The sequence below is a fragment of the Paenibacillus sp. J31R109 genome, assembly GCF_059692055.1.
In genome coordinates this window covers 367006-384800 of record NZ_JCAUAR010000004.1, presented here as the reverse complement: position 1 = coordinate 384800, position 17795 = coordinate 367006, and the positions used below count along the sequence as shown (strand labels likewise).

Sequence of the window (17795 nt, the reverse complement as noted above, 5' to 3'; positions counted from 1 at the left end):
AAGGGAGACATTCCTATGTTAAAAAGGGCACTGCTGCTGTTGGCGATAACCACTCTGGCCTTAACAGGGTGTAAATCTTCAGGACAAACAAGTGGAAATGTGACCGTTTCGGATTCACCGAGTCCCCGTGTGGTGGCTACAACGGAGCCAACAACGAGCCCGGCTGCACCTGGATCAGCGGCGCCGACCGTGCCTGCCAAAGGCAGCGATCCAACATCAACAACACGTTTGCAGGGAGTAACAGCAGTAAGACTCGCTGATGCGGGGAAAGGGTGGATTGGCGGCAAGGGCTGGATCGCTCGTACCGATGATGGCGGCGTGAAGTGGAATTTGCAATATACTGGGGCTGGAGAAGTGGCGCAGTTATTTGCCCTGAATGATCAGGACGCCTGGGCAACGGAAGAAACTACGAGGAAGCTGTTGAGCACCCATGATGGCGGCGCACATTGGTCAGCAGTCGGTACTGTTCCGAATCAAGCGTTCCTCCATTTCGTATCGAAGCAGGAAGCTTATAGCGGGAATGCTCAGACTGTGGATGGCGGTGTTAAATGGAAGACGCTGCCTGTACCCGATGGTATCACAGGCGATGTCTATTACCATGACAGTAAGAACGGCTGGGCCGTTAGACAAGTGAAAGACACGATCGAAGTACTGCGGACGCAAGATGGTGGGCAAAATTGGAAAACCGTGATGTCGCGCCCAACCGTAGCGACACTAACAGGCGCCGTCATTCGCTCCGCAGGTGTGGATGACGCGTGGGTCGAGCTGATTGGGGAGTCGGGGATGACCCAAACATCGTATTCGCTGTTCCACACACGGGACGGCGGCAAGACCTGGCAGACCGTGCTGGTGAACAGCACGGCTGGTGGAGGTCCGGCCCCAGGCTTCCCTGTAGGGGATACGTCGGGGCCGAAGAACACGGGCTCGAAGCCCGGCCCGCTCTACGTCGTGAACACTGACGTAGCCTTTATGGGCGGCAGCTGCCCGGCATGCGACAAGCCGAACTCCGTCGGATGGACGAAGGACGGCGGCAAGACTTGGGTGAACGGGACGGAGTCGTTCACAGGGTACGGCGAGCTGCTGCTCGGCATGGCAGACGCGAATAGCGGTTGGCTCATCACGAATGATAATGAGCAGCCGAGTGTCATGTACACCACCCGGAATGGTGGTGTGAACTGGAATAAGGTGCATACATTCGATGCACCGTAATACTACAAACCACCGCGCTTCAATCTGAACGCGGTGGTTTTTTTATCGCTTATATTGCAACGACGAAGCGTGCTTCTGTCGCAAATCGTATAAGCGTTGCAAATGCGGAATGGCACGCTGCTCGTCTTGCTTGGCGAGCGCGATAGTTAATGAATCGATCAGCGCTACTGGTGCTACCATGGAATGAAATTCCTGCCGCTCACCTCTGCAGGTATACAAGACGCAGGTTGCCGCATCCACAAGCTCAGATACGAGTAGATCTGTGATCAGAATGGAGGTGCACCTGGCTTCCATAGCCATTTCAAGCAGCAACTTTGCTTCCGGCGGTGTGTTGGAAAATCCGAAAACAATGAGCACATCCTGTTCGCGAATTTGCGAAACTCCCTCGAACAGCTCAGATCCCCCGCGACTTAGATGGTTGATGCGATAACCAAACCGATTTAGTCGAAAGTGCAGCAACTCGCACAGCGCATGGGAGGGTCCAGACCCATACACGACGATTTGGTTTGCTTGGATAATCGCTTGTACAGCACGATTAAAATCTTCACGTGATAACCGTTCCATGGTCACGGCGAGATGATTCATTTCAAGCTCTATCATTTTTCCTACAATATCGTCGTCAGCTACCTTTTGCAGCTTATCCTTCATTTTTAGCACAGGTGTAGGGATGGCTTCTTCTTGCAGTTGGCGTTTGTATTCTTTGAAATTCACATACCCGACCGCTTTCCAGAACCTAGATACCGTTGCGATACTGATACCTGACTGGTCTGCAATATCTTGTTCGGTCATATAAGGGACTTGATGGGTATTCTTTGTAATAAAATCAGCAATTTTCTGATGTCCTGCGGATAAAGCTTCTGCTTCGAATCGTTTGAATGTCATGCGTATCACCCTCTCGTAGACAGTTTTACCATACTAGCGTGAATACCTCAATAGTAAAATGAAATAAAAATTACATTATTAATTAACTTGAAATAATTTTTACAAAACCAATAAATGAGGTTAACGCTCGCTTAACACTTCCCAATTACCATGAGGTAGAAGAAGAATTTGGGAGGTTAAGAGATGAGTAAAACATTAACGAATCAACAGCAACGGAATCAATCACAAAATTTAATGGTCTTCGTTTTATCCATGGCGCTTTTCGGATTAGCAGATTTGGTAACAGAATTGATTCCTGATGTAGGTTTCGGACCTATAGAAATCGGAGTCCCGTATTTCGGGTTTGTTGCACTCATCCTTGTCATGTTATTCAACCCGCTTTACGCAGCGCTCGGAGCCGCATTAGGTGAAGTAATCTTCGGTGATTTGCTGATGGGAGATTTCGGCGGGATCGGGGAATTTGAAGGTGTGCTGACGTTGTTTATCGGGCTCTATATTGCAGGTCTGTTGGTTACGAATCCCAAAAGCAAAGTAAATATTGCCATTGCAGGTATGATCGGTATTGGAATCGATCAGTTGCTGAGCGGGGTAGCAGATATTATTAAAGTCTCTGTGGGGGTTAAAGAATTTGAAGCAATTGAAGGTTTGCCACAAAGTATCGTCCTTCTAGAGCTCATCGAAAATGTAAATGAGTGGATTATTGCCGGATTAATTGTAGGAATCATTCCCGCTATGTTTATGATTCCTAAGCTGTACGGTAAGTTGGAGCCTCTGCTCGGGATGAAGCCACGTACCAATAAGATGTACAAAGCAACTGCAGGTGCGATACTAACCCTTAGTGTGGGGATATTCATCGTTGCTGTATTATTGGGTGTACTAGGTGAGTCGATTGAGCTTGGCGAGTGGAAACCGGATTTTGTCGATCAGTACGGAGGCGGGTTTATCTGGGTTGGTATTGGCATCACGGCATTAATTGCTATCGCTGTCACCTTAATTGGGCTTTCTTCACGTCGGGGAAATGTCTCACGTTTTGAGAAACTATAATGAGTGAGGTTCCTGTGATTGCACTCAAGGACGTTACGTTCTGCTATCCTGGTTCGGAGCGCATGGCGCTTCACCAGGTTACGCTGACGATTGAATCAGGCGATTTCATTGCCGTTATGGGGAGTAATGGGAGTGGCAAATCCACGCTATGTAAAGCGTTGAATGGGTTAATCCCACACTTTTATGCAGGTGATTTTGAAGGGGAAATTCGTGTATGTTCATTGGATCCCCTTCAAAGTACAGTATCGGAGATGTCTAAGTTCGTAGGCTATGTCTATCAGGATTTTGAGAATCAATTAGTTCGACCAACGGTATTCGAAGAATTGATTTTCGCCAGAATGAATTACGGTTATGCGGACTATCGTGAGAAAGCTTGTAGCATCATGGAGCTCCTTGGCCTAACTTCGATTCAGCATAAATACATATGGCAGCTAAGCGGGGGCCAGAAGCATATGGTGGCTCTTGCAGCCGCCATGGTGATGGAGCCTTCGGTTCTGATCGTGGATGAGCCAGCGGCACAGCTTGACCCGCTTAATGCCGTTCATATCTATGAAGCGCTGAAAACGATGAACGAGAAGTTCGGTACCACCATCATCGTCATTGAGCACCACACCGAATTTATTGCGGATTATTGCAAGCATGCCATTCTCATGGATCAAGGTACATTGGTATGGAAAAAGGAAACGACTAGTGCGCTCAATGAAGTGGAGGCTTTACTGGCACGTAACATTTATCCGCCTCAGGTTACACAAGCTGCTTACCAGCTTCAGCCGGATCGTAAACCTTATCCCGTGCGGCTTTTGGAAGGCGCAGACGCATTTCAGTATCGGTATGGCGCTTTAGACTCACAGCACCGTGTTGAATCGAATGATGGGAATCTTGTTCTCAAAGAAAAACGCGGAATAATTGCCCAGTTTCACAATGTTTCACAACAGTATCTAACGGTAGAACGTTCCCATAAAACGATTCTTAATGGGATTAACCTTGATTTCTATGAGGGTGAACGTATTGCGCTTGTAGGTGGGAATGGGGCGGGAAAATCCTCGCTTCTGAAGTTGATTACTGGATTACTGAAACCATCGGAAGGGACTGTGCGTGTGCTGGGTACAGATACCAGCAAGGTGACGCCAGAGCAATTAGCCGAGCAAGTGGCCTTCATTTATCAGCAACCGGAGGAAATGTTCATTTCGGATAACATACGTTCTGATATTGCTTTTTTCCAGAGGGCACGCCAAGTTCCTGATTACAATCAGCACGTGGATCAATTGCTCGAAGATTTTCGTCTGAAGGACATACAAGAGTTCGATGGCAGATTACTCAGCGGTGGGCAACAGCGAAGGGCCTCGCTTGCAATTGGTATGGGCATGCGCCCAGAACTGCTGTTGCTTGATGAGCCAACGGCAAGTCTAGATGTAGCTAGTCGCAAGCAAGTTGTGACTATGCTTTCACACGTCGACAGTAAAGTGAAAACCGTTGTGATCGCGACCCATGATATGCAGCTTGCAGCGGACTGGTCGAATCGCATAATTGTACTTGGTCAGGGGGCCGTGTTGGCAGACACGACAGCGCAAGCGCTATTCACTGATCCGATACTCATGAGCAAGGCGGGGCTGCAGCCTCCACAAATCGTATCACTTAGCCTTACAATGGGTATGCATCCGCCTGCATTAAGTGTAGATGCGTTTTGCGACAGACAGCGATTGCGTAGAGAGGAAGTGAATTATGATCAACAAGATGTTAGCGCATCTATCGATCGAGCGGCTGAAGCTGACACTGCTTAAAATCGTCTATGTACCTAATACAACGTTCTTAACCAAGTTTGATCCACGCGTGCTTTTGTTATGGTATATGCTTTTCGCCATCATTCCTTGGTTTATCTATAATCAAGCGCTACTTATCATCTTATTTATTACGATGCTCGTACTGGCTCTGATTTCGCGCGTTAGCGGACTTGTCATGGGATTAATGGCCATCAGCACCGTAAGCAACTTGTTGTATTTGGTTGTTCTTGCTTTCGTCCTTGGCGGAGATTTAGAAGCTTTTACAGCGATGATTACATTGACGTTAAAGTTACTGTCTGTAGCATTAGTAAGTGTCGCGGTGTTTACAAGTCTCAATCCTGAGAAATTCAGCGATGCGCTGTTAAGTCTGGGTGTGCCCGCACAAGTATGCTTTGGAATTTCTTATGGATACCGCATGATTCCCATCTTAATCGAACAATATCAGCATATTATTTATTCCTATCGGCTTAGAGGGCGTATGCCCGAAGGAAGAGGGAGAAAGTTGTTCTATCTTTGCAAGATTGCGATCTTAGCCTTCTATCCGATGCTGCTGAATACGGCCAAACGAACACGTACGACGGTAGAGGCGCTTGAGGTGAAAGGATTTACGTATTCACTTCATAGTAAAGAGGCCAAAAGAATGAAGTTGTCCTATTTGCAATTGTCGTATAAAGATGCTGTTTTTATTGGTGCTACTGTGTTGTATCTAGCAGGTATCTACATCGTTGGGACGATTGTCTATATGTAATTAGAAAAGAGGAGAAGCTCATGTGGATCGATTTCCATACACATACGAAGATGTCCAAAAAGATTGATTTTTCAATCGAATATTTTATGAAAATGGTACGCAGCGCACAAAAAAACGGTTTGGATGCGCTAGCCTTAACGGAGCATTTTAACACAAAACGCTATGAGGACATTTACAATACGCTGGATCAGCACTTCACGTATCGCGATGATTACTATGATGTAGATGGCTTTAAGGTGTTCCCTGGGATGGAAGTGGATATTCGAGAGAAGGGGCATATTCTATTAATTGGCAACCGCGAGGACATTCGTACAATTCACAAACAATTTGCAACGAAGACAGAGAAATCCAAGTTTCCCACATTCGAGGACGTATTGGGCACTGCCGAGCAATTCAATGTGCTTAAAATAGGGGCTCATCCTACACGCATTTCAACTCCTCTGACCCATTTGCGCGATGATCAATTACAACGGTTTGATGCGTTTGACCTGAACGGGAAAGATGTGGCTAAACAGAAAGATACGTTTGCAAGGTTGCAGCAATTAGGGCAACAATTGGGTAAACCCGTTGTTTGCGGGAGTGACTCGCACTTGCCCGTGCAGTTTGGTTGTGTTAAAAACAACTTATACAAGGATTGCAAGACCATTGACGAACTGCGCCAATGTCTGACAGAACATCAATACGAGATTAACGTTTCCGACTATGCTGCGCTCAAAGTGTTTGCCGCGCGGTTTGTGAAACGCACTTTGAAGCTGACGGGTCAGTGTTAATCGGTATTCACGGACGGCCCCGGGTCCGCCCACTCACTTCGTAGGCGTATCGCTCCCGTTGCCATTCCCGTTCTCGTTCGTCCCATTCGTATTCTTGCCGTTAAAGAAGGTCGAAGTGAGGTCACGCAGCTTCTCCATGAACTTCCCGTAGCCGTAACCAGTCAGAAAGGCGATGCTGATCCGCGCTGACATAGAGTCGCCGACTTCTAGCAGCATGATGCCACTTTCGAAAAGAATAATCGTGATAATCGCGGAGCCGAAGCAAAGAATTGGCCGCATAAGGTACCAGTAGATCCACTGCGTGGTAAGCTCCTGATAATGCTCGTGGAACATGCGTAAGCCGTACAACGCACCACCAAGCGCACCTGCGAACCCAAAGCAGGCATACTCATGATAGATGGCAAAATCGACGCCCATTAATTTACGTTCAAAGGATCCACTCCCTAGCACACCCATCATCCATAGGCTGCCGACAAACCAGATCACTAAATAGCCAAATATAGCCTGCTTGCCGAATCGGTGAATGGGATTCATAACAAAACACCGCCCTTACAATGGATACTACCATTGTATGAGCGGTGTTTTTGATGATGCCTGAATATAGGAACGGTTGTCCGACTGCTCCAAATAGGCAATGATCGCAGCCGCGCTGCTGCTTTCTTCCTCATTGTTGCCTTCACGGATGTCGGTTCTACGTTGAACGAGCTCGGGGTGTTGCTCGAGCAGCAGTTTGAACCAGTGGTCAATCATCGCAAGCGATGTAATGCGTTGTCCGTAGCCATTTTCCTGAAAATAAGTGCAGTTTTTCTCTTCCTGTCCGGGAATCGGGCTGTAGAACAGCATAGGAATACCTTTGGCCATCGCCTCTGTACATGTCATCCCGCCTGGCTTCGTAATCAGCAGATCGGAGATATCCATTAGCTTGCTGATTTCGGTTGTATAGCCAAGGAGATGGACATTGGGCTGACGAAAGGCGTCTTCCTCCAGCAGCTGGAGGCGTGCTTTCTCGTTCGTGCCGAGACAAATCAGCAGCTGAATATCTTTGCTCCAGCTCGCTAAATAAGTCAGCATCTCTTCTTTTTCTTCTTTCTTAAAAACACCCCAGCCACCGCCCATGACCATAACGGTTGGCATTGCTTTGAGACCAAATTCCTGACGAATATGTTCCTTGCTATGCGCCATTCGGAAATTAGGGTGGACGGGAATACCTGTTACTTCAATCCGCTTGTCGGGAACGCCGCTGTCCATGAGACGTTCCCGAACAAGTGGTGTCGATACGAGATACTTGTCTACAGCCGAATCAATCCAGGTGCCATGCGCATCATAATCGGTGATTACGGTGAAAAGCGGTATGTCCAGTCCTGCACGTTTAAGCCTAGAGACAATAATACTTGGGAATGGATGCGTACAGACGATCAAGTCCGGCTTTAATTGCTTGATGACGGTTTTCGTCCGTGAATAGAAGATGCGATGCAGCACAAGACTGGCTACACGACTCGGCCTTTTATTATAGTGATGTCGATAGAGCATACCGTACAGTCTGGGTTGTGATGTTACCGTGCGGCGGTATGCCGAGAAGACCCAAGGTGCTAAGGTAGGATGCAAAAAAGCGCCAAGCTCGATCACGCGGGTTATCATGTCTGATGAGGATTGCCTTAGCTCGCCAGAAAGCGCATGAGCAGCTTGTGTATGACCTTTCCCGAAGCCCTCGGATAATAGCAGAATCCGTTTTTTACGCAAGGAACTCACCTTTCTTTGCACATACCCTATCCATACTTTAGATGTGCGCAGCTTTCTTTTTGGAGGCATAGCATTTGCGGCATACGGGAACGTAACTTTCGTTACCGCCAATTTGAATCTGCTCGCCATGGAAAATAGGAACACCATCTTTGCAGCGCATATTCATGATCGCCTTTTTATCACAATACCAACAAACGGTTTTAATTTCCTCGATTGTATCAGCGACAGCCAAGAGTGCATTGCTGCCTTCGAATAATTGTCCCATGAAATCAGCGCGAAGTCCGTAAGCGATAACAGGAATATCCAGTTCATCGACGACTTCAATCAACTGAGAGACTTGGGTTTTGTTCAAGAACTGTGCTTCATCGACCAAAATGCAGTTCGGACGCTCGGTCTGCGCGAGGGCGACCATATCCAGATGCTCGTCTACAACGATGGCCCCTTTTTGCATACCGATTCGGGAAGCGACTTTACCAACGCCGAAGCGATCGTCCATAACGGAAGTGAGGAGAAGTACTTTTTTGCCTTGTTCTTCATAATTATGAGCAACACGTAAGACTTCAATGGATTTACCGCTATTCATCGTGCCATAACGAAAGTACAATTTTGCCAAGCTGGGACAGTCCCTTCTGCGGATGTAAGATAGTTGATTTCATAATAAAAGTTAGATGGTAAAAAAGTAAGTCGCGGCCATGCTATCCAACTCATTGAGCTTAACAGCGGCTTGGAAGCTCACCTCAGAGGCGAGTTTTTCACCGATTAAGGGTTGTTTTTTGTAAACCTTGCCGATCTTAACCTCGATACTGCCTGGGACAGGTTGCTGTGTAACTTGAATGCGGTGAGGCTCATACATGAGCACATGAATGGTTTCCCTTACCGTAGCATTGTTACTCTGAAGCAGCTCCTGGATTAATTCATGATCCATAAGTGCTGGAATACGATCCCGCATGTCTGGGTTAGACTCACAGTGATGGGCTGTTGCTTTCGCCAGCAGCGCATCCATGGCTAGAAACTGAGGGTTCAAGAAAAGTCGATGATCTTCGACGATGGCATCAACAAGTGCCGCGGCTGAAGGCTCATCTGCTTCAATATAGGGACCTCGTAAGCGCAGCCCTTTAACTATCTCCGATGGTGGCAGTGTCTGCAGACCCGCATAATACGTATCACGCAGAAAGCTATCTAGATGATCAAGTCCAAGAATCGTTGATTTGTTCGTAAGTGGCGTCTCTAGCTTCAAAAGATCAATAATAGACTGTGGTGAGATGCCATGTTTAATTAAGATATCGGCGATGACGCCTTGTCCGATCAATTGCTCCGTATGACGATGATGATTGTATCCAAGCGTCCGCTCAACCGCATGGGAGAAGGGCAGGTGCCCGATATCATGGAGTAATGCCGCGATGCGCAGAAGCGGTTCTTCTGGGCAAAAGTGGGCCATGAGTGACCAAACGCCAACCGTATGTTCGAATCGTGAATGTGTAAGTGGTGAAAACAGAGCTGATGCTCCAAAATGATGTAAAAATTTAAGGCGGCGTACCGGCTTAGAGCGGAAAAGCTCAATTTCAACCGGATGGGCTTCTAGCTGCCATTGGTAAAGAGGCTCTCTAATCAAGCCGTCCCCAAAAGTATGCTGTATACTCAAACAGAGCTCCTCCTAAGATGTGGAATCTGGATGTTGTTCTTGCAGCGGTATTAGCTATCATAGCATGAAACATAGAAATTGTGCTATCACATGCATAGCCTGTCGTATTTATATAGGAAACCCAATAAATAACCGTGCCTATACAATATGATTTTAATGGCGATTCTATTAAAATGAAAACCTTTTCAATTTAAATATTTTTAAATTGAACTATAAGAAACCAAGTGTTAATATAATAGAAAAAATATTGAGAATATTTCCTCTACTTATTGCGGTTGTAGTCGAAATATGTTGCTTCGAATTTTTGCTTTTTAGCACTTTAAAGCAGGCGGTTAACAAAGTCCAGTGAATAACGAGGGAAGAAAGGTTGCAAAACATGACTATTAAAGGATTACCTCCCAAACAGGGATTGTACGATCCGAGGAATGAGCATGATGCCTGTGGGATTGGCTTTGTTGCCAATATTAAGGGTGTCAAATCACATGCCATCGTTAAGCAAGCGCTTCGTGTACTTTGTAATTTGGATCATCGCGGTGGGCAAGGTTGTGAGCAGAATACGGGAGATGGAGCAGGCATTTTGATGCAGATTCCGGATACGTATTTTCAATCAGCTTGTGAACAAGAAAATATTAAATTACCAAGCGCAGGAAATTATGGCGTAGGTATGGTGTATTTACCTCAGGAGTTAGAAGCTCGTCAAGCGTGCGAAAGTACAATTGAGCGAATAGTCAAACAAGAAGGTCAACAGTTTCTTGGCTGGAGAACGGTTCCAACAAATAACAGTTCATTAGGAGATTCTGCGAAATCAGCGGAGCCATATGTTCGTCAGGTATTTATCGGCCAAAGTGCGGATACGGCAACGAATCTTGATTTTGAGCGCAAGCTTTATATTATTCGTAAGTTATCTGAAAACGCTATCAAAGTATCTCACGCGCAATCGCAATTTTACTATTCTAGCTTGTCTAGCAGAACGATTGTATATAAAGGGATGTTAACTCCCGAACAAGTGGATGCCTATTACGTGGAATTGCAAGACGAAAAGGTAGACTCTGCCTTAGCTCTTGTTCACTCGCGTTTCAGTACGAACACCTTCCCGAGCTGGGAACGTGCGCATCCGTATCGCTATTTGATCCACAATGGTGAGATCAATACGCTGCGTGGCAACGTGAACTGGATGCACGCGCGTCAAGCGATGTGTGATTCGGAGTTATTTGGCGAAGATTTTGGTCGTATTCTTCCTGTTATTGATACGGATGGTTCCGATTCCCAAATGTTTGATAATACACTAGAGTTTCTGATGCTTTCCGGTCGCTCCTTGCCGCATGCTGCCATGATGATGGTGCCAGAGCCATGGTCCAAACATGAAGGTATGGATGATGAGAAGAAAGCGTTCTACGAATATCACAGCACCTTGATGGAGCCATGGGATGGTCCTGCTGCGATTGCTTTCACAGATGGCAGTCAAATCGGAGCGATTTTGGATCGCAATGGTCTGCGTCCGTCACGTTACTATGTTACGACAGACGATTTCATCGTACTTGCTTCTGAAGTAGGCGTGCTGGATATCGAGCCAGAGCGCATTTTGTACAAAGACCGTTTAAGACCGGGACGTATGCTGCTCGTAGATACGGTTGAAGGCCGCATTGTGACCGACGAAGAAATCAAGAGCGGCATTGCTAGCGAACAGCCGTATCGGGATTGGTTGAATGAGCATCTCGTTTCCTTAGAGGATTTGGAAGATGCGCCAATTGTACTTGGCTCTGACCATGACACGATTCTTCAGCGTCAGCAAGCGTTTGGTTATACCTTCGAACAATTGCGTAAGACCCTTGAGCCTATGGGCAAAACAGGTGTGGATCCGATTGGTTCTATGGGTACGGATGCACCGCTTGCCGTGCTTTCGGACCGTCCGCAATTGCTGTATAACTATTTCAAACAATTGTTCGCGCAAGTAACGAACCCGCCAATTGATGCGAATTTCGAGGAAATCATTACCGCGCAGGGCACAACGATTGGACCTGAGCGCAATCTGATTAAGCCAGAGCCGGAAAGCTGTCGTCAAATTCGGTTGAAATCGCCATTTCTCTCCAACGAAGAATTGGCAAAGCTGCGCCATATTCAGCGCGATGGCTTCAAAACAGTGACATTGTCTACGCTTTTCGAAGCGGCGGCAGGGACAGCTGGGCTTGAGAGCGCGATGCAGGACTTGTATGCGGCTGCTGATCAAGCCATCGTGGATGGCGCAACACTGATCATTCTTTCTGACCGTGGTGTAGATAGTGCGAAGGCGCCGATTCCGGCACTCCTCGCAACATCAGGCTTGCATCACCATTTAATCCGTCAAGGTACACGTACGAAGGTCAGCTTGCTTGTCGAGTCTGGTGAACCGCGTGAGGTGCATCATTTTGCTCTGTTGCTTGGCTATGGAGCAGGTGCGATTAACCCGTATCTAGCGCTAGAAACGCTGGATGATATGATTCAGCGCAAACAGCTTGTTGGCGTTGATCATGAGAAGGCAACCTACAACTACATCAAAGCTGTTACAAAGGGTGTCGTCAAAGTGTTAGCAAAAATGGGGATTTCCACCATTCAGAGTTATCGCGGGGCGCAAATCTTTGAAGCAATCGGCTTGAGCCAAGAGCTGGTAGACAGCTACTTCACTTGGACGTACACACCGGTTGGTGGTATCGGCATCGAAATGGTAGCGAAGGAAGCCCTGATGCGTCACAGCCGTGCGTTCTCTGAGCAAGAGGGGCGCGATCGCGTGCTAGATACAGGCGGGGATTTGCAGTGGCGTAGAGATGGGGAAGATCACATTTATACCCCAGAAACAGTGCATGCCTTGCAATCTGCTGTTCGCAGCAACAATTACGGCATGTATAAGAATTTCTCCAAGCTCGTCAAACGTGAAGACGAGAAATATATGGCTTTGCGCGGACTGCTGAGCTTCAAAGCAGGACGTACACCGATTCCGATCGAAGAGGTAGAGCCAATCGAATCGATCTTTAAGCGCTTCAAGACGGGAGCCATGTCCTACGGCTCCATCTCCAAAGAAGCGCACGAAACGATCGCGATTGCGATGAACCGCATCGGCGGCAAGAGCAATACCGGCGAAGGCGGAGAGCATCCGGAACGTTTCACACCGGATGCGAACGGCGATCTTCGCCGTAGCAGCATTAAGCAGGTGGCGTCCGGCCGCTTCGGCGTCACGAGCCATTATCTCGTCAATGCTGACGAGATTCAGATCAAGATGGCGCAGGGCGCGAAGCCCGGCGAGGGCGGTCAGCTCCCGGGAACCAAGGTGTACCCTTGGGTAGCCGAGGTTCGCGGTGTTACGCCAGGCGTAGGCTTGATTTCGCCGCCGCCGCATCATGATATTTATTCGATCGAGGATCTCGCAGAGCTGATCCACGATCTCAAGAATGCCAACCCGCGGGCACGAATCAGCGTTAAGCTGGTATCCGAGGTGGGTGTTGGCACGATTGCTGCCGGCGTAGCCAAGGGGAAAGCGGACGTAGTCCTTATCTCCGGCTACGATGGAGGAACAGGCGCGTCGCCGCAGACGAGTATTCGTCACGCGGGACTGCCGTGGGAGCTCGGTCTGGCGGAGACGCATCAGACACTCGTGCTGAACAACCTGCGCAGCCGTATCGTCGTCGAGACGGATGGCAAGCTGATGACAGGACGCGACGTTGTAGTCGCTGCCCTGCTCGGTGCCGAGGAGTTCGGCTTCGCAACAACGCCGTTGATTACAATCGGCTGCGTGATGATGCGCGTCTGCCACTTGGACACTTGTCCGGTTGGGGTCGCTACGCAAAATCCGGAGCTTCGCAAGAAATTTGCTGGAGATCCGCAGCATGTCGTGAACTTCATGACCTTCATCGCGAACGATGTGCGTGAAATGATGGCAGAGCTTGGCTTCCGCACGATCGAGGAAATGGTTGGACGCACGGATATCCTGGAGTCCAAACCGGCAGTCGAGCATTGGAAAGCCAAAGGCATCGATCTTTCGCCACTCTTGCATCAACCGGATATGGGTGAAGATGTCGGTCGTTTCTGCTCAATGGCGCAGGATCACGGCTTGGATCGCTCCATTGATATGACGAAGCTGCTTGAGATTTGCGAGCCAGCCATCGAGCGCAAAGAGCACGTTCATTCGGTTCTGCCGATTACGAACGTGAACCGTGTTGTCGGAACGATCGTGGGCAGTGAAGTGACACGTCGTCATGGCGTAGAAGGTTTGCCGCACGATACGATTCGTTTGCATTTTGAAGGCTCAGCAGGTCAAAGCTTTGGTGCTTTCGTACCGAAGGGGATCACACTCTCCCTCGAAGGAGATGCCAATGACTACGTAGGAAAAGGATTATCCGGCGGTAAGCTGGCCATTTTCCCATCGAGCAAGTCTTCATTTGTACCGGAAGAGAACGTGATTATTGGAAATACAGCCTTCTACGGCGCAACCGATGGGGATGCTTATATCCGTGGTATCGCGGGCGAGCGCTTCTGCGTGAGAAACAGTGGTGTGCGTGCCGTCGTCGAGGGCGTTGGCGATCATGGTTGTGAGTACATGACAGGTGGTCGTGTCGTTGTTCTAGGATCAACTGGACGCAACTTTGCAGCTGGTATGTCGGGCGGTATCGCCTACGTATTGGATGAGAAGGGTGACTTCCAAAGTAAAGTGAACAAAGAGATGGTTTACCTAGAGCAGCTGGAAGAAACGTATGAGATGAATGAGTTGAAAACGATGATCCAGCATCATGCCACATTTACGGATAGCAGCGTTGCCCACCAGGTTATTCAGCACTGGGATGAGTACGTTTGGAAGTTCGTGAAGGTTATACCGAAGGACTACAAACGGATGTTTGATGCCATCGAAAAGGTGAAACGTTCCGGTCTTAGCCAACAAGAAGCAGTCATGGTTGCTTTCGAGGCGAATATGCGAGATGTTTCCCGCGTAGGTGGAAATTAACAAACTCAAGAACTCAGGAGGGATTAAACGTAAATGGGTAAACCAACCGGTTTTATAGAACATGCTCGTGAAGTGGCATCCGAAGCATCTCCCCTGGTCCGAATCGGCCATTGGAAAGAGTTTGCGACACCGCTCACACAAGATAAATTACAGACGCAAGGTTCCCGTTGTATGGATTGCGGGATTCCTTTCTGCCATACAGGGGCATTAATCAGCGGCATGGCCGCTGGTTGCCCAGTGAATAACCTCATTCCCGAGTGGAATGATCTCGTGTATCGCGGTCAATGGCGTGAAGCTTTGGATCGTCTGCACAAAACGAATAATTTTCCGGAATTTACGGGCCGTGTTTGTCCAGCGCCTTGCGAAGGCTCTTGTACAGTAGGCTTGAAAGATACACCGGTTACGATCAAAAGCATTGAGAAAGCGATCATCGACAAGGGCTTCGATGAGGGCTGGATCAAGCCTGAACCGCCGGAAACGCGCACGGGCAAGAAGGTTGCGGTTGTGGGTTCAGGTCCTTCCGGGCTTGCGGCAGCAGCGCAGCTGAACAAAGCCGGGCATTGGGTTACCGTATTTGAACGGGCAGACCGCATTGGCGGCTTGCTGATGTACGGTATCCCAAATATGAAGCTGGACAAAAAGTACGTCCAGCGCCGTGTAGATCTGCTTGAAGCCGAAGGCGTAGCCTTCATCACGGGTGCTCACGTCGGTGTGAACTACCCGATCGAGAAGCTGCAAGAAGAATTCGATGCGATTGTCCTGTGCGGCGGAGCTACGAAAGGCCGCGATCTTCCGATCGAGGGTCGGGAGCTCGGGGGTGTGCATCTAGCGATGGAATTCCTGAGCAAGAATACGAAGAGCTTGCTGGATTCTGAGCATGGGGATCGTGAATTCATCTCCGCTGAAGGCAAAGATGTTATCGTCATCGGTGGTGGTGACACGGGAACGGACTGTGTGGGTACGTCCATCCGTCATAAATGTAAGAGCGTGACGCAGTTCGAGATCATGCCGAAGTCGCCGGAGACACGACCAGCGAACAACCCTTGGCCAGAATGGCCGAAGGTCTTGAAAGTGGACTACGGTCAACAAGAGGCGGCTGCGCTGCAAGGTGAGGATCCGCGTACGTACTTGATTAACACGAAGAAATTCGTGGGGGATGAGAACGGCAACTTGAAGGAGCTGCATACGGTTCTAATCGAGTGGCAAAAGAATGAGAAGGGTGCTTTCGTACCTGTTGAAGTGCCTGGCAGCGAGAAGGTGTATCCAGCGCAGCTGGTGTTGATTGCGATGGGTTTCACGGGACCAGAAAGCACTGTTTTGGATCAGCTCGGCGTTGCCAAAGACGAGCGTTCTAATGCGAAAGCGGACTACGGGAAGTTTGCTACGAACGTTGATGGCGTTTTCGCTGCAGGCGACATGCGTCGTGGGCAAAGTCTCGTGGTTTGGGCGATTAATGAAGGTCGCGCGGTCGCGCGTGAAGTGGACCGATTCTTGATGGGATCTTCGAATTTACCATAAGATGATTAGTGTGGACTGCTTGCAGGTAGAGATTCTACTTGCAGGCAGTTCTTTGTTTCATGCCACTATCCCTTTGGCTCAGAAGAACCAGTTGTCGAAGGTTAGTCAGGGAATTGTAACCTGAGTGAAGGGGATAGTGGAGATAGTGATGAGTAACTCGCCTTATAGGACTATATAAACGTGAACATTTTTTCATTCTCATGTACAATAGGAGAAAGTGTAGTCCAAGCAGGGACACCAAGATGTACGGAATGGAGGAAAGCACATGAAGAAGGAAGAGTTCATAACACCGGCGGAACTAGAGGCATTACTAGCAGGGAATGAGGAGAGTGAGCAAGATGAGCCGCTCAAAGGGCAGGATCTAAATTCTTTGCAAAAGGCTGTTATGCTTCTTTCTAAGCAGGTAGAAGAGCTTCAGGCACAACTTCATGAGCAGTTTGAACTCCAGAATAGACAGCAAGAGCAATTTCTCCGACTATGTAGGCACCAACTCGAGAACAAACTGCATGAGCAGTTGGTTAATACCATCATTGTGCATCAACATGCAGCAAATCAAGAAGATGGGATGGAGTTGCAGCAAGCTGCTATGACTTCGGAAGAGACCAGCCCCCAGAAGGAAGCGTTGGCGGACACGAAAGTGGCAGATACGCAGCTGCCATTCTCTAGAGTGAAGAGCTACGGCAAGATTCGCAAAAGGAAAAAGGGCTTTCTCGAAAAGCTGTTTGAATAAGATGCACAAAGACCGCTTCTTCATTGTGAAGAGCGGTTTTTTGTTTACCCGTGGCTGTATATATTGCCTTACAGAATTCCCTCATCATGTGCTTTCTTTGATGCTTGAACACGGTCGCGAACATCCATTTTTGAATAAATGTTGGAGATGTAGTTTTTTACGGTACCTTCAGAAAGAAAGAGTTTCTCGGCGATCTCACGGTTGTTGAGACCATCGGCGATACTATGGAGCACTTGCAATTCGCGTTCGCTAAGCCCGTAGGTCTCTGCACGGACAGTCTCTTCTTTTCCTTCAGAGGAAGTCCCGCTTCCACCGTCACGTGCTTGTTGAACGAGCATTTTGGCAATGTCATGCGGAATTAATGTACCGCCTTGATGAACCCATTTGATCCCCGTGGCTAGCTCTTTGGGATGAATAGCTTTGAGCAAATAGCCCTCAGCTCCTGCACTAAGTGCGTCTACAACGTAACCAATTTCCTGAAAAGTGGTTAAAATAACGACGCGGATGTGCGGCCAAGCGATTTTGATTTGGCGTGTGGCCTCAACACCATCCATGATTGGCATGTGAATGTCCATCAATACGACATCGGGCTGTGCCTCTTTACATAGCTGGACCGCGACTTGGCCGTTTTCAGCTAGGCCGACTACCTCAATATCCGGGTCCATACCCAAGACGATGTGTAAGCTTTCACGTATTAAATCCTGATCATCGACCAGGAGCAATTTGAGCGGGGCTTGATTGACGGTCATAGGGAGTCCTCCT

The 17795-nt window shown here is 48.4% G+C and carries 14 protein-coding genes; 8 read left to right on the top strand and 6 right to left on the bottom strand.

Annotated elements, in window-relative coordinates; genetic code table 11:
• Nucleotides 1–15 precede the first annotated feature (15 nt).
• A complete protein-coding gene (locus AC58QT_RS14615; protein ID WP_497409605.1) occupies nt 16–1209 on the top strand; it encodes a WD40/YVTN/BNR-like repeat-containing protein in 1194 nt (397 codons plus the stop codon).
• 42 nt (nt 1210–1251) lie between these two features.
• Here the strand turns inward: AC58QT_RS14615 and AC58QT_RS14610 are convergent, their stop codons facing one another.
• Nucleotides 1252–2091, bottom strand: a complete 840-nt coding sequence (locus tag AC58QT_RS14610; RefSeq protein ID WP_497409604.1) for a MurR/RpiR family transcriptional regulator — start codon at nt 2089–2091, stop codon at nt 1252–1254.
• A gap of 183 nt (nt 2092–2274) precedes the next feature.
• Here AC58QT_RS14610 and AC58QT_RS14605 point away from each other — a divergent pair, with 183 nt between their 5' ends.
• From AC58QT_RS14605 to AC58QT_RS14590, 4 genes are read left to right on the top strand one after another with little or no spacing between them, the layout of a single operon-like run.
• Nucleotides 2275–3135, top strand: coding sequence for a DUF8171 family membrane protein (locus tag AC58QT_RS14605; RefSeq protein WP_497409603.1), 861 nt, complete (start codon nt 2275–2277; stop codon nt 3133–3135).
• A complete protein-coding gene (locus AC58QT_RS14600) occupies nt 3135–4916 on the top strand; it encodes an ABC transporter ATP-binding protein (RefSeq protein ID WP_497409602.1) in 1782 nt (593 codons plus the stop codon). Before AC58QT_RS14605 ends, AC58QT_RS14600 begins: the two co-directional genes overlap by 1 nt.
• Entirely contained in the window at nt 4858–5664 is an 807-nt protein-coding gene (locus AC58QT_RS14595) for an energy-coupling factor transporter transmembrane component T family protein (RefSeq protein WP_497409601.1), read from the top strand. The genes AC58QT_RS14600 and AC58QT_RS14595 overlap by 59 nt, the downstream gene beginning before the upstream one ends.
• 20 nt (nt 5665–5684) lie before the next feature.
• Nucleotides 5685–6434, top strand: coding sequence for a PHP domain-containing protein (locus AC58QT_RS14590; protein ID WP_497409600.1), 750 nt, complete (start codon nt 5685–5687; stop codon nt 6432–6434).
• A 33-nt stretch (nt 6435–6467) separates the two neighbouring features.
• Here AC58QT_RS14590 and AC58QT_RS14585 read toward each other — a convergent pair whose 3' ends face one another.
• Genes AC58QT_RS14585 through AC58QT_RS14570 form a run of 4 tightly spaced genes read right to left on the bottom strand, consistent with a single transcriptional unit; the run spans nt 6468 to nt 9816 of the window.
• Nucleotides 6468–6968, bottom strand: coding sequence for a hypothetical protein (locus AC58QT_RS14585; RefSeq protein WP_497409599.1), 501 nt, complete (start codon nt 6966–6968; stop codon nt 6468–6470).
• 27 nt (nt 6969–6995) lie between these two features.
• On the bottom strand, nt 6996–8174 hold the full coding sequence (locus tag AC58QT_RS14580) for an MGDG synthase family glycosyltransferase (protein WP_497409598.1): 1179 nt from the start codon (nt 8172–8174) through the stop codon (nt 6996–6998).
• A gap of 37 nt (nt 8175–8211) precedes the next feature.
• Nucleotides 8212–8787: a thymidine kinase gene (locus tag AC58QT_RS14575; RefSeq protein ID WP_497409597.1), complete on the bottom strand. Its 576-nt coding sequence runs from the start codon at nt 8785–8787 to the stop codon at nt 8212–8214.
• Between the two features lie 51 nt (nt 8788–8838).
• Nucleotides 8839–9816: an HD domain-containing protein gene (locus AC58QT_RS14570; protein WP_497409596.1), complete on the bottom strand. Its 978-nt coding sequence runs from the start codon at nt 9814–9816 to the stop codon at nt 8839–8841.
• Nucleotides 9817–10192: 376 nt separating this feature from the next.
• On the opposite strand from AC58QT_RS14570, the gene gltB reads away from it, so the two are divergent.
• From gltB to AC58QT_RS14555, 3 genes are all read left to right on the top strand, one after another.
• The gene (gene gltB / locus AC58QT_RS14565; protein WP_497409595.1) at nt 10193–14785 is read left to right on the top strand and encodes a glutamate synthase large subunit; all 4593 of its coding nucleotides are present in this window, start codon (nt 10193–10195) and stop codon (nt 14783–14785) included.
• Nucleotides 14786–14818: 33 nt separating this feature from the next.
• A complete protein-coding gene (locus AC58QT_RS14560) occupies nt 14819–16303 on the top strand; it encodes a glutamate synthase subunit beta (protein WP_497409594.1) in 1485 nt (494 codons plus the stop codon).
• 265 nt (nt 16304–16568) lie between these two features.
• Nucleotides 16569–17033 (top strand): hypothetical protein, encoded by a 465-nt coding sequence (locus tag AC58QT_RS14555; RefSeq protein WP_497409593.1) that lies wholly within the window; start codon nt 16569–16571, stop codon nt 17031–17033.
• Nucleotides 17034–17101: 68 nt separating this feature from the next.
• On the opposite strand, the gene AC58QT_RS14550 is transcribed toward AC58QT_RS14555, so the two are convergent.
• Nucleotides 17102–17782, bottom strand: coding sequence for a response regulator transcription factor (locus AC58QT_RS14550; protein WP_497280569.1), 681 nt, complete (start codon nt 17780–17782; stop codon nt 17102–17104).
• Nucleotides 17783–17795: the final 13 nt, after the last annotated feature.